This is a genomic window from Rhodoferax sp. RT5P35, assembly GCF_056521385.1.
In genome coordinates, this window is the sequence record NZ_JBWMAX010000019.1 from 39,887 (window position 1) to 54,033 (window position 14,147).

Sequence of the window (14,147 nt, forward strand, 5' to 3'; positions counted from 1 at the left end):
GTTCATACCAGCGTAAGAAGAGCTTGACGACAGCGTCCTACCCTTAGAGGTACGGGTGCATGCCGTCTACACGCCCCACCTGCAAGGCAGAGGGGCATCTCCTTGGGAGTTCGCGCGGTCTGGCTGCGCATTCTGGGCTCCACTTCCACAGGAGACCCCCATGAATGCACCCGACAAATTTGCCCAGTTGCTCAGCTACGCCTGCGACCCGCTGCCCGCCAGCACCAAGCGCTACATCCAGGGCAGCCGCCCCGACCTGCGCGTACCGCTGCGCGAAATCATGCAGAGCAACGGCGAGGCCGTGACCGTCTACGACACCTCCGGCCCCTACACCGATGCCAGCGCCAGCATCGATGTGCGTGCCGGTCTGCAGGCCCTGCGCGCAGGCTGGATTGCCGGCCGGGGCGATTCTGAGGCTTACGCCGCCCGCATCCTGCACGCGCTGGACGATGGCCGCAAAAGCGATGAAAACGCTGCGCTCAACCTGCTGCGCGCCCAGGCCGCTGGCCTGCAGCGCACGCCCCGCCGGGCCAAGGCTGGTGCCAACGTGTCCCAAATGCACTACGCCCGCAAAGGCACCATCACCCCCGAGATGGAATTCGTGGCTCTGCGGGAGAACCAGAAGCTGGAATGGATGGCGCAGTATGCCGCCAACACCGAGCGCGACCAACGCTTGGCGGGCAACAGCTTTGGTGCCAGCATCCCCAAGGTCATGACCCCCGAGTTCGTGCGCTCCGAAGTGGCCCGGGGCCGCGCCGTGATTCCGCTCAACATCAACCACCCCGAAGTCGAGCCCATGGCCATTGGCCGTAACTTTCTGGTCAAGATCAACGCCAACATCGGCAACTCCGCTGTTACCTCCAGCATCGAAGAAGAGGTGGAAAAACTGGTCTGGGCGATCCGCTGGGGTGCGGACACGGTGATGGATTTGTCTACCGGCAAAAACATCCATACCACCCGCGACTGGATCATCCGCAACAGCCCCGTGCCCATCGGCACCGTGCCGATCTACCAGGCGCTGGAAAAAGTGGGCGGCGTGGCCGAAGACCTGACCTGGGAAATCTTCCGCGACACGCTGATCGAGCAGGCCGAACAGGGTGTGGACTACTTTACTGTGCACGCTGGCGTACGCCTGCCGTTCATCCACCTCACCGCCAACCGCATGACCGGCATCGTTTCACGCGGCGGCTCCATCATGGCCAAGTGGTGCATTGCCCACCATAAAGAAAATTTCATCTACACCCACTTCGATGAGATGACCGAGATCCTGAAGGCCTACGATGTCAGCTATTCGCTCGGTGATGGCCTGCGCCCCGGCTCCAGCGCCGATGCGAATGACGAAGCCCAGTTCGCCGAGCTGCGCACCCTGGGCGAGCTGACGCAAAAAGCCTGGCAGCAAGACGTGCAGGTCATGATCGAAGGCCCCGGCCACGTGCCCATGCACATGGTGCAAGAGAACATGACCGAGCAGCTGAAGCATTGCGGTGAGGCACCGTTCTACACCCTGGGCCCGCTGACCACCGACATCGCCCCCGGCTACGACCACATCACCAGCGGCATCGGCGCGGCCATGATCGGCTGGTTCGGCACCGCCATGCTGTGCTATGTCACGCCTAAGGAACACCTGGGCCTGCCAGACCGCGACGATGTGAAGGTGGGCATCATCACCTACAAGATCGCCGCGCACGCCGCCGACGTGGCCAAGGGCCATCCGGGGGCGCGATACCGCGACGACGCGCTATCCAAAGCCCGCTTCGAGTTCCGCTGGATGGACCAGTTCAACCTGTCGCTGGACCCCGAAACCGCCAAGAAATTCCACGACGAAACCCTGCCGAAAGATTCGGCCAAGGTGGCGCATTTCTGCTCGATGTGCGGCCCCAAGTTCTGCTCGATGAAGATCACCCAGGAAGTGCGCGAATACGCCAAGAACCTGGGCGTGAGCGAGGCGGCTGCTGCTGAAAAAGGCATGCTGCAGAAGTCGCAAGAGTTCAAGAGCGGCGGCGGGGAAATCTATGTTCCGGTGGGCGGCGTGATCCCGATCGCACAGGGCTAACGGCCCACGCGGCCTGCTTGCAACCCGGCGGGGGAGGGCCGGGGTGTAGGCGGTGCAGCCAGAGCGCAGCTTACGCCGCAACCACAGTTGCTATCAAATTAATATATAAATTTGATAGCTGTCTGTGCAGAGTAAATATGCGCTACCAGCTTATTTAGTATGAAAAAAATAGCCTAAAAATCTGCAAATAACAACGTCCCGTTCCTACCGCCGCCCGGTGCGAAAATGCACGCCGACGGGGTGCATGCCCGTGAGACTCCCCCAACCGGCAAGCCCCCCCATGAACGCAGTAGAAATCGAAGCCGCCATCTCCGACCTGGCCCTGGAGCCCTTCGACCCGGCAGAATTCCCGTTTGCTTTTCTGGCCGCCTTCGGTAACAAAGACACCACCCTCAAGCGCCTGCGCAGCGGCAACAACAACGCCTCCGACGTGCCCGGCGGCGTGCTGCTGCGCAACAACCTCCACATAGCCGTGTGTGCAGACGGCTATGTAGGCGACACCCTCAAGGCCTTGCGCACCAGCGCGGCCACGGTTAAAGCCAAAGCCAAGTTCATCCTCGCCACCGACGGGCACACCCTGGAAGCCGAGGAATTGGCGGGCGGTGAAACCATAGCCTGTGCTTACCCCGACTTTCCCAACCACTTTGGCTTCTTTTTGCCACTGGCGGGCATCTCCACCATCCAGGAGATCAAAGACAACCCCATCGACGTGCGCGCCACCGGGCGGCTCAACAAGCTGTATGTCGAGCTGCTGCGCGACAACCCCGACTGGGCGGGCGAGGCACGCCGGGCTGACATGAACCACTTCATGGCCAGATTGGTGTTCTGCTTCTTTGCCGAAGACACCGACATCTTCAACGGCGAAGGCCTGTTCACCCAGACCGTCAACAAGTTCAGCGACCGTGATGGCACCAACACCCACCAGGTGATGGGCGAGATATTCCGTGCCATGGACACCAAGGTGGCCGACCGAGCCACCGCCAAGTTGCCCAACTGGGCCAACACCTTCCCTTACGTCAATGGCGGCCTGTTCTCTGGCAGCACCGAGGTGCCCCGCTTTACCCGCATGGCCCGTACCTATCTGCTGCACACCGGCACGCTGAATTGGCGGCTCATCAACCCCGACATCTTTGGCAGCATGATCCAGGCCGTGGCCGACGACGCAGAGCGCGGCGCACTCGGCATGCACTACACCAGCGTGCCCAACATCCTCAAAGTGCTAAACCCCTTGTTTCTGGACGAGCTGCGAGCACAACTGGCCGCCGCTGGTGAAAACAAGAGCAAGCTCCTTAATCTGCGTAAGCGCATGGCCCGTATTCGGGTGTTCGACCCGGCCTGCGGGTCGGGCAACTTCTTGGTCATCGCCTACAAACAAATGCGCGAGATCGAGGCCGAAATCAATCGTTTGCGTGGCGAGCAGCACCTGGGCAGCGAGATCCCGCTCACCAACTTTCGCGGTATCGAGCTGCGCAGCTTCCCCGCCGACATTGCCCGGCTGGCGCTCATCATTGCCGAGTTCCAGTGCGACGTGCTGTACCGGGGGCAAAAGGACGCGCTGGCCGAGTTTTTGCCACTGGACGCGCAGAACTGGATTGTGTGCGGCAATGCGTTACGGCTGGACTGGCTAAGCATTTGCCCACCCACGGGGACGGGCGTGAAGCTGCTGGCGGATGACTTGTTCGGCATGCCGCTGGACCAGACGGAGATGGACTTTGCGAACGAGGGCGGGGAGACCTTCATTTGTGGCAATCCTCCGTACGTGGGCGCAACCGTCAAACCGCCGAAAGGTGCAAGCAAGGAAATGAAAGAGCGCCTCAAGCGTGAATCTGAATCTCGTAAGGCCGATCTGAAGACTATTTTTGATGACCGTGCCAGTACATGGGGAACATTGGACTACGTCGCCGGTTGGTTTATGAAGGCTGTGGATTACGGTCGACACACTGATTCTGCCACCGCGTTCGTGGCAACGAACTCCATTTGCCAAGGCCAGCAAGTCCCGGTCTTATGGCCGCTGATTTTTGCAGCCAGACAGCAAATTATTTTTGCTCATACGTCATTCAAGTGGAAAAACTTGGCCTCCAACAACGCAGGTGTGATGGTCGTCATTGTTGGCCTCTCAACCCGGCCAAGAAAATTACGCCGACTTTATGCATTAGGCAAGGAGGATGTCACTTCTCTAAAAAATGTTGAAAACATCAACGCCTACCTTGTGCCTGCGCAGAATGTCATCGTGGAAAAGCGGGCCGAAGCATCTGGTGAACTTAATACGATGACAAAAGGGAGTGCACCGACTGATGGCGGTCACCTGTTGCTAACGCGAGATGAGGTTGAAGCTCTTGGCCTGTCCGATAAGCAGACGCAGAAAATCGTGCGTCGGTTTGTTGGCTCTGAAGACGGAATCAATGGTCAATATCGCTATTGCCTGTGGATGGATGCACAGAGTGCAGATATTGCGTCTACCAATAAGGCTGTGGCTGATCGCTTAGAAAGTGTGAAGATAATGCGCTTGGATAGCGATAAGAACGCCACTAAGAAATTAGCAAGAACACCTTACCTTTTTGGTGAAATTCGTCAGCGCGGCGACGAGCTTCCCATCGTCATTCCACGCCACAGCTCAGAAAACCGTGAGTATTTACCATTTGTGTTGAGCAATCGTGGCGACATCGTCGCTGATAGCGCATCAGCCCTGTACGACGTGCCGCTTTGGAACGTAGCAATTTTTTCCTCGCGACTGCACCTCTCTTGGATTGCAGCGGTCTGCGGAAAAATAAAAACCGACTTCCGCTACTCCAATACCCTGGGTTGGAACACCTTCCCCGTCCCCCTGCTCACCGAGCAAAACAAGGCCGACCTCACCGCCTGCGCCGAAAACATTCTGCTGGCCCGCGAAGCCCATTTCCCCGCCACCATCGCCGACCTGTACGACCCGGAGGACATGCCAGACAACTTGCGCCATGCCCACGCGCAGAACGACGAAGTGCTGGAGCGCATCTACATGGGCCGCCGCTTCAAGAACGACACCGAGCGGCTGGAGAAGCTGTTTGCGCTGTACACCCAGATGGCGGCGGCGGCCAAGGCCCAGCCCGCCAAGAAACCCAGCAAAAGGAGCCTCGCATGAGTCCTCAGAAGAAAACCGCCACAACGGCGGTAGCGTCGATGCCCACGCCACGCTATGCAGAGTTGCTCGGCGAGATCAAGCAGCGGATTCGCCATGCGCAGGCGCGGGCCTGGATGGCTGTGAATGCCGAAATGATCCGGATGTACTGGTGCATCGGCCAGGTGATCGCACAGCGGCAGCAGCAAGAGGGCTATGGGGCGGCGGTGATTCCGCGCCTGGCGCGCGACCTGCACAACGAGTTGCCCGAAGAAAAGGGGTTCTCTGAGCGCAACATCAAGCGGATGCTGGCTTTTTACCGCCTGTACCCGCATGCGTCGCTGGATGCCGAGCTTGTGCCACAGCCTGTGGCACAAGTTATACCAGCGGCCCCTGACGCGCACTTGGCCCCCGGCAACCATTTTCCGGCCCCTCTGTTGCTGGCTATTCCCTGGGGCCACCATGCCACGCTGATGGAGAAGGCCAAAGATGCCACCGCACGCCAGTGGTATATGCAGGCCGCGCTGGACAATGGCTGGAGCCGTTACTTGTTGCTGGAGCACATCCAGTCTGCCAGCCACCAGCGGGTGGGCCGGGCTGCCAGCAACTTTGCGCTGCGGCTGCCTGAGCCGGATTCGGCGCTGGTGCAGCAGACGCTGAAAGATCCCTACTTGTTCGACTTCTTGACGCTGCAAACGCCCTTCCATGAACGCGAACTGGAAACCGGATTGATCGTGCACCTGGAGAAGTTTTTGCTGGAACTGGGGCAGGGCTTTGCCTTTGTAGGCCGCCAGTACCACATCGATCTGGGCGAGCAGGACTTCTATATCGACCTGCTCTTCTACCACCTCAAGCTGCGCTGCTACGTGGTGATCGACCTCAAGCGCGGCGCATTCAAGCCGGAGTACGCGGGCAAGATGAGCTTTTATTGCAGCGTGGTCAACGACCGGTTATGCCACGGTGACGACAAACCCACCATTGGCCTGATTCTGTGCCAGCAGCACAACCGGGTGCTGGCCGAGTACACCTTGCGCGGCATCGACAATCCTATTGGCGTATCTAGCTACGAACTTACACGGGCCCTGCCCGCCGAGCTGAAGTCCAGCCTGCCCAGCATCGAAGAAATCGAGCATGAGCTGACCGGTGACCATCCATCCAGCGAAAACGAAGCCGTATGACGCATTCCATCCATCCCAGCAACCCAACCAATGCCTATACCGTCCCCTCGGTGTCCATCAGCACCGCCCGCACGGGTGCGTCCGCACGCGCCAACGCGCTGGGCATGCGGGCCATGCAAGAGCGGGCCTATGCCAAGCGGGGCGAGCAATATCTGTTGATCAAATCGCCCCCGGCATCGGGCAAGTCGCGGGCGCTGATGTTTATTGCGCTGGACAAGCTGCACCACCAGGGCTTGCAGCAGGCGCTGATCGTGGTGCCCGAGCGCTCGATTGGCTCCAGCTTTGCCGATGAGCCGCTGAGTGCGCACGGCTTTGGCTATGACTGGCAGGTGGCCCCGCAGTGGAACCTGTGCAATGCGCCGGGGGCGGACGATGCGCGGGTAGCCCAATCCAAGGTCAAGGCAGTGGGTGAGTTTCTGGCCCATAACGACAAGGTTCGCGACAAGGTGCTGGTGTGTACCCATGCCACCTTTCGCTTTGCGGTGGAGGCTCTGGGGCTGGCGGCTTTTGACAACCGCTTGATTGCGATTGACGAGTTTCACCATGTGTCCAGCAGCCCAGACAACAAGCTAGGCAGCCAGTTGGGTGACTTCATCGCCCGCGACAAGGTGCACGTGGTGGCCATGACGGGCTCGTACTTTCGGGGCGACAGCGCGGCGGTGCTGGCCCCGCAGGATGAAGCCCGGTTCGAGACCATTACCTACACCTACTACGAGCAGCTCAACGGCTACCAGTGGCTCAAGTCGCTGGACATTGGCTACTTTTTCTACACCGGGCCGTATGTGGATGCCGTGGCCAAGGTGCTGGACCCGGCGCTGAAAACCATCGTCCATATTCCCAATGTGAATGCCCGCGAGAGCCTGAAAGACAAGCAGCGCGAGGTGGATGAAATCATGCACGGCCTGGGCGAGTGGAAGGGCGTTGACCCGGTCACCGGCTTTCATTTGATCAAGGCCAAAGATGGCCGTACTTTGAAAGTGGCGGACTTGGTGGACGACAGCGATCCGGCCCGGCGCTCCAAAGTGCTGGGGGCGCTGAAAGACCCGGCGCAGAAGAACCACCGCGACCACGTGGACGTAATCATCGCGCTGGGCATGGCCAAGGAGGGGTTTGACTGGATTTGGTGCGAGCACGCGCTGACCATTGGCTACCGCAGCAGCCTGACCGAAATTGTGCAGATCATTGGCCGCGCCACCCGAGATGCCGAGGGCAAGGAACGATCACGATTCACCAACCTGATTGCCGAACCCGCAGCCGAGCAGGGAGCCGTGGCCGAGGCGGTAAACGACATGCTCAAGGCCATCTCCGCCAGCTTGTTGATGGAGCAGGTGCTGGCCCCGCGCTACGAGTTCACGCCCAAAAACACGGGGCCGAAAGAGGGCTTTGATTACGGCGCAAGCGGCTACCAAGATGGGGGCCGCAACATCGGGGTGAACACCGATACCGGCCAGATCCATCTGGAGATCAACGGGCTTGTCAAGCCACAAAGCCCTGAAGCCACGCGCATCTGCAGAGAAGACCTGAACGAGGTGGTCACCAGCTTCCTGCAAGACAAAACCGTGCTGGAGCGCGGCCTGTTCGACAAGGAAAACACCTTGCCAGAGGAGCTGACCCGGTTGCGCATGGGTAAGATCGTACGGGACCGCTACCCGGAGTTGAGCGATACCGACCAAGAGGCCATCCGCCAACACGCTATTGCGGCCATGAACATCACCCAGCAGGCCAAGCTGGTGTTGGCCCAGGCCGATGCGAATGGGGAAAGTTCAGGGGGCAGCACGGCACTGATAGACGGTGTGCGCAAGTTTGTGAATGTGCGCGACCTGGACATTGACCTGATTGACCGCATCAACCCCTTCGATGCCGCCTATGCGGTGCTGGCCAAGGCGATGAACGAGGCATCGCTGCGCCAGGTACAGGCCAGCATTGCCGCCAAGAAGGTGAGCATTTCGCGGGAGGATGCGGTGGATCTGACGGTTCGCGCCAGAGCCTTTAAGTTGGAGCGGGGTCGCCTGCCAGACATCAACTCTTCTGATCCGTGGGAAAAACACATGGCTGAGGGAGTGGCTGCTTTCATGCGCTACAAGACCCAAGAGCTGGCGGCCAAGCCAAGTGGCAAGGAGAGTGGGGTGGCCCATGGCTGATATTGACGAAGACGAACTGCTGGCCGATCTTGGCCTGGACATCACCCCAATTCAATCTATCAGCCGCACTCCGCGCGAGGAGCGCATCATCGCGGGCTTTGAAGACATTCTGCGGTTCTATCAGGCGCATGGCCGCGCCCCGCAGCATGGTGAAGATCGCGATATCTTTGAGCGCTTGTACGCCGTGCGTCTGGAGCAGATCGCCAAGTTGCCGGAAGTGCAAACTTTGCTGGCGGGGCTGGATGGTCCGGGCCTGTTGTCGGGTGCGGTGGCCCCTGCAGATGTGGATGGTACGGATGAAGAGGCCTTGTTGGCCGCGTTGGGGATAGGTGTGGGTGACGAAGTTGCCGACCCGAACGACATCACCGTGCTGCGGCATGTGCGCTCCAGCGGCGAAAAACGGGCGGCAGAGGAAATCGCCGACCGCACGCCGTGCGCGGACTTTGAGCGGTTTCAGCCCCTGTTTGAGCGGGTGGAGCATGACCTGCAGTCCGGCTTGCGCAAGACGCTGCGTTTCGGGCGCGATACCAGTATTTTTGACGGCAACTACTTCATTGTGGGCGGGCAACTGGCCTATGTAGCCGAGGTGGGCGATGCGATTAAGGCACCGAATGGCGAAAGCGATGCCCGTCTACGGGTGGTGTACGCCAACGGTACAGAAAGCAACTTGCTACGCCGTTCCCTGCAACGGGCACTTTACAAGGATGATACGGGCCGTCGTCTCACAGATCCAGACATGGGACCGCTGTTTGGCGATGCTGTTGAGCCAGACGATATTGAAACCGGCACCATCTACGTGCTGCGCAGCCTGTCTGGCCACCCGTTCGTGGCAGAGCATCGCGAGCTCATCCACAAAATTGGCGTAACGGGTGGCAAGGTGGAGGCCCGCATCGCAGGTGCAGATAAAGACGCTACTTATCTCTTGGCCGGTGTGGAAGTTGTGGCGACTTATAAGCTCCACAACCTGAATCGCATCCAGCTGGAAAACATCTTCCACCGCTTGTTTGGCGCAGCGCAGCTAGACCTGACCATCGAAGATCGTTTTGGCCACCCGGTCAAGCCGAGAGAGTGGTTTCTGGTACCTCTGCAGGTGATCGACGCCGCGGTTGGGCGCATCCGGGACGGGTCGATTGCCGACGTGACGTATGACCTGCACACGGCAAGATTGATAGTCAAATAGCCGTCCCGTGCTTATTTAATAAGCGTGACAAGCTATTAAATTCATAGTCTTTCGCCCCTCGTCAGCAGGCGTACAGTGGACGCAAAGGACCGCCACCATGCCCAGCACCCACCTGATTGACCCCATCGCCATCCTTTCCGCCGCCCGCACACCCATGGGCGCGTTCCAGGGGGCTTTCGCCGCGTTGGCGGCGCACGACCTGGGCGGGGCGGCTATCCGGGCGGCAGTGGCGCGCTCGGGGGTAGACCCGGCACGCATCGACCAGGTGGTGTTTGGCAACTGTCTGATGGCCGGGCAGGGGCAGGCTCCAGCGCGGCAGGCGGGGTTCAAGGGCGGGCTGGCGCAGGGCACGGGGGCGGTCACGCTGTCCAAGATGTGCGGGTCGGGTATGTTTGCCACCATGCTGGCGCACGACATGCTGGTGGCGCGCAGCCACGATGTGGTGGTGGCGGGCGGCATGGAGAGCATGAGCAACGCGCCCCACCTGCTGCCGAAGGGGCGCAGCGGCATCCGCATTGGCCACGGCCAGGTGCTGGACCACATGCTGCTGGACGGGCTGGAAGATGCCTACGAGCCGGGCCGCTCCATGGGCAGCTTTGGCGAAGACTGCGCGGCCCAATACGGCTTTACCCGCGCGGCGCAGGACGCGTTTGCCACCGCCAGCGTGCAGCGGGCGCAGGCGGCGATTGCGTCCGGTGCATTTGCAGCGGAGATCACGCCGGTGCTGGCCAAAGGGATAGAGGTCGCCACCGACGAAGCGCCGGGCAGGATTCGGCTGGACAAAATCCCCACTTTGCGGACCGCGTTTAAAACCGACGGCACCATCACCGCCGCCAGCAGCTCGTCCATCAGCGACGGGGCCGCCGCGCTGGTGCTGGCCCGTGTCTCTACCGCCGCGCAGATGGGGGTGCAGCCCTTGGCCCGCATCGTCGGCCACGCCACGTTTGCCCAGTCACCGGCCTGGTTTTCCACCGCACCGCTGGGTGCCGTGCAGAAGCTGCTGGCCAAGATCGGCTGGGCCGTGGCCGAGGTGGATCTGTGGGAAATCAACGAAGCTTTCGCCGTGGTGCCGATGGCGCTGATGGCCGAGCTAAACCTGCCGCACAGCCGCGTCAATGTGCGCGGCGGCGCCTGCGCGCTAGGCCACCCCATCGGGGCCAGCGGTGCGCGGATTCTGGTGACGCTGCTGTACGCACTGCAGGCCCACGGGCTGCGCCGGGGTGTGGCCACGCTCTGCATTGGCGGCGGCGAGGCGACGGCCGTAGCGATTGAGTTGCTATAACTATAGTAGCTACTAGCGTAGGTTATATATGCGCTAGAGGGCGATTTGCCTTAAATTTTGGGTGGCAGATGTGCAGCGGCCCAAGCGCTACCTATGTGGAAAATACGTTAGTACTTGCCCCCCTACGGTGAGGCGTATCTCCGTCCTAGGATGCGGGCTTCCATCTTTAGGAGTTTGTATGTCCCTGTTTAAGTTTCTTTCCATAGCGGCGGCTGCGGCCGCTGTCGCCAGTGTCCCATTGTCCGCTGCTGCGTTTGATGGCTGGCACCTGGTGAACGCAACCGCCATTCCCGGCAAAGGGTCGGCCTGGGACTATGTGTCGTTGGATGCTGCGCGCGGCCATTTGTTCATTGGTCGCCGGGGTGCGGGCCTGCAGGCCTACGATCTGGCCACCCACAAGGCCCTGGGCATCATCGGTACGACGGCCAGCGATAGCTCCAATGGTGCAGCCGTGATTCCCGAGTTTGACTTGGGCATTTCATACAACGAAAACGGCACCATCACACCGTTTAAGCTGTCTACGCTGCAAGCCCAGCCGTCTATCAAGCTGGGTGACGATCTGGATTCCGTCCACTATGACTCCGCGACAAAGCGCGTCATTGTCAATATGGGGGCAGAAAAAGACGGTACCGAATTGCTGGTACTCGATGTCCCCTCGTTGAAGCAGGTCGGCTCTATCAAGGTCAGCACCAAGAAACCCGAACACGCGGAAGCCGACGGCCAGGGCAATTTCTACATGGCATCGCGCGACGAGAGCGCGGTGTACCGTATCAACACCAAGGACCTGGCCGTTACGGCACAGTGGCCCACGCCCGGCTGTGCCCAGACCAATGGCCTGGCGCTGGATGTGGCCAACCACCGCATCTTCCTGGGCTGCCGCGGCAGCGCGACCGTGAAGCCTTCGTTCGCGGTGATGGATGCCGACAACGGTGCCATCCTCTACACCGCCGAGATCGGCGCTGGCAATGACGACGTGGTGTACGACGCGGGCCTGAAGCGGGTGTTCCTGGCCAACGGCGTGAATTCGGTGTTGAATGTGTTCGAGCAGGTGGACGCGAACACCTACAAGCCTTCCGATGCGCTGGGCACCATGGCCGGCGTGCGCACCATGGCCATGGACCACAAGACCAAGAAGATTTACGCCATCACCGCCGAGGGCAGCGCCGACTACAGCAAGAAGATCACCACCAGCGTCTCGCCGTACTACGCCAACACGTTTTTTGACGACAAGTTCTACGTGCTGACCTACGGCAAATAATGTCGCGCGGGCACTGTCCGCCGTGGCCCACCGGCTGCGCTATTCAATAGGACCGCATCGAACGGATCTCCGCGAAGCGGGGGTGTGCACAGGCCTACTGGGCGGCAACACAAGGAATCTTGAAGTAGCCACTGTGAAGGAGAGTTAGCGACTGCGTGTGTGAGGGACCATATGGGTCGGTACGGAATGAGGACAGTCGACAAGGAACAAGAGCGCCAAGCGCAAGGTTCAGTAAATGTCGTCAGCCAATTCCGCCCAGGCCCGGAGGTTCAAGCTTCTAAAACAAGAAGCGATGTCAGGGAAGGCCGTTAGGCTGCACATCCCTGTAAACAACAATATTTGGAGAAATTGAATGAAAAAGACTTTGATTGCTTTATCCGTACTCGCCGCATCCGGCGCTGCCATGGCCCAGTCCACCGTGACCTTGTACGGTATCGTCGACGTGAACCTGCAGTCCGTGAAGCGGGCTGCGGTGGATGCCACTGGAAAGGGAGTCGCTGGCGTAACCCAAACCCGCGAAGAGTCCGGTGGCCAAAACGGCAGCCGCTGGGGCCTAAAGGGCAGCGAAGATCTAGGCGGTGGATTGAAAGCGGTGTTTGATCTGCAAAGCGGGTTTGCTGTGGATACCGGTGCCAGCGCTCAAGGTGGTTTGTTGTTCGGTCGGCATGCTTTCGTGGGGCTGAGCAACAGTGTGGGCACCCTGACCTTCGGGCGCCACGACACTCCGCTGGATGACATGTTTGGCGATATCCTGCCCTCTGGCACCAATATATTTTCCGCGACGAATGGCCCTGGTCTGGATGCCGCTGGTGCCACCGCAATCAAAGCAGGTGTGGTGAACGCGGCCTATGTGACCGCGCTGAATAATTTTGCCAAGAATGATGGCGCCTGGACTGGCTATAACTCGCGGGCTGATAACAGCATCAAGTTTATTTCCAACAACTTCAGTGGTTTCACGGTTTCAGCCTTGTACGCGCTGGGTGAAAACAAGACCGCAACGGTCGGCGCAACCAACACCACTTCGTTGGCTGCTGAATATGCAAATGGCCCTATCACTGCAGTGGTGGCCTACCAGAACGAGGTTCTGACCCGGAGTCCGAGCACTATCAGCCTGAGGAATATTCTGGCTGGTGGCGCATATGACTTTGGTCTACTCAAGCTGTCTGCCGCATTCAATGAAGCCAAGCTCACCGACTCCCCCCAGCAAAAGGAGTACGCGTTTGGAGTGTCTGTACCCGTCGGGGCTTTGACCTTGCGTGCAGAAATTGCGCAATCTAAGGGTGACCTCCTGGGTAAGAGCACGGGCTACGATCTGGAAGCCCTGTATGACCTGAGCAAGCGCACCACTTTGTACACCTCTTACGTCAACACCAAGCACCAGCTGGCGAATAATGAGCACACCAGTATCTTTGGCGTGGGCATACGCCACAAGTTCTGATGCAATAGCACAATGCCAGCCTGAATGATGGGAGCTGGCTTGCATTGGCGATGTAAAAACCGCGGGTTGCGAGACCTGGTGATTGGCTTTGGGTGTTGGTGGCTCCAGCCTGCCAAGACCCGGCCGCTGTTGAGCGCAGAGCAACTTCTATAGCTCATCTCAGGACCGATGACGCCTGCTCGTTGAAAGGCATCTTTAAGCAACTCAAAAAGTCGGCGTTGGAGTGCGCCTTGGGTGCCGAGATGAGCTACCACATGGGCTATGTGCCCGGTGAACGGCGTGAATTCAGTGCTGAATGTATCTGAGCAGCTGGACGCTAACATCTACAAGCCTTCCGAAGCCCTGGGCACCCAGGCCGGGGTGCGCACCATGGCGATGGACCACAAGACCAAGAAGATCTACGCCATCAGCGCCGACTACGCCAAGCAGATCACCACCAGCGTGTCGCCGTACTACGCGAACACGTTTGTTGCCGATAAGTTCTACGTGCTGACCTACGGAAAGTAATTTTCATACCGCTGTG

Annotated in this window: 10 protein-coding genes; all 10 read left to right on the forward strand. The window is 59.7% G+C overall.

Features of this window, described 5'->3' with window-relative positions:
* The first annotated feature begins 160 nt into the window (after positions 1–160).
* Positions 161–2,053, forward strand: coding sequence for a phosphomethylpyrimidine synthase ThiC (gene thiC / locus AC097L_RS22015; protein WP_479588860.1), 1,893 nt, complete (start codon positions 161–163; stop codon positions 2,051–2,053).
* Positions 2,054–2,333: 280 nt separating this feature from the next.
* On the forward strand, positions 2,334–5,171 hold the full coding sequence (locus tag AC097L_RS22020) for a class I SAM-dependent DNA methyltransferase (RefSeq protein ID WP_479588861.1): 2,838 nt from the start codon (positions 2,334–2,336) through the stop codon (positions 5,169–5,171).
* Positions 5,168–6,325 (forward strand): PDDEXK nuclease domain-containing protein, encoded by a 1,158-nt coding sequence (locus AC097L_RS22025; RefSeq protein ID WP_479588862.1) that lies wholly within the window; start codon positions 5,168–5,170, stop codon positions 6,323–6,325. The genes AC097L_RS22020 and AC097L_RS22025 overlap by 4 nt, the downstream gene beginning before the upstream one ends.
* Entirely contained in the window at positions 6,322–8,466 is a 2,145-nt protein-coding gene (locus tag AC097L_RS22030) for a DEAD/DEAH box helicase (RefSeq protein ID WP_479588863.1), read from the forward strand. Before AC097L_RS22025 ends, AC097L_RS22030 begins: the two co-directional genes overlap by 4 nt.
* A complete protein-coding gene (locus tag AC097L_RS22035) occupies positions 8,459–9,646 on the forward strand; it encodes a GIY-YIG nuclease family protein (protein WP_479588864.1) in 1,188 nt (395 codons plus the stop codon). Before AC097L_RS22030 ends, AC097L_RS22035 begins: the two co-directional genes overlap by 8 nt.
* A 97-nt stretch (positions 9,647–9,743) precedes the next feature.
* Positions 9,744–10,928, forward strand: a complete 1,185-nt coding sequence (locus tag AC097L_RS22040; RefSeq protein WP_479588865.1) for an acetyl-CoA C-acyltransferase — start codon at positions 9,744–9,746, stop codon at positions 10,926–10,928.
* Between the two features lie 178 nt (positions 10,929–11,106).
* The gene (locus AC097L_RS22045; protein WP_479588866.1) at positions 11,107–12,186 is read left to right on the forward strand and encodes a YncE family protein; all 1,080 of its coding nucleotides are present in this window, start codon (positions 11,107–11,109) and stop codon (positions 12,184–12,186) included.
* A gap of 352 nt (positions 12,187–12,538) precedes the next feature.
* Complete coding sequence (locus AC097L_RS22050) at positions 12,539–13,624, forward strand: porin (RefSeq protein ID WP_479588867.1); 1,086 nt, start codon at positions 12,539–12,541, stop codon at positions 13,622–13,624.
* Between the two features lie 182 nt (positions 13,625–13,806).
* On the forward strand, positions 13,807–13,929 hold the full coding sequence (locus tag AC097L_RS22055) for a hypothetical protein (RefSeq protein ID WP_479588868.1): 123 nt from the start codon (positions 13,807–13,809) through the stop codon (positions 13,927–13,929).
* The gene (locus tag AC097L_RS22060; RefSeq protein WP_479588869.1) at positions 13,913–14,131 is read left to right on the forward strand and encodes a hypothetical protein; all 219 of its coding nucleotides are present in this window, start codon (positions 13,913–13,915) and stop codon (positions 14,129–14,131) included. The genes AC097L_RS22055 and AC097L_RS22060 overlap by 17 nt, the downstream gene beginning before the upstream one ends.
* Positions 14,132–14,147 lie beyond the last annotated feature (16 nt).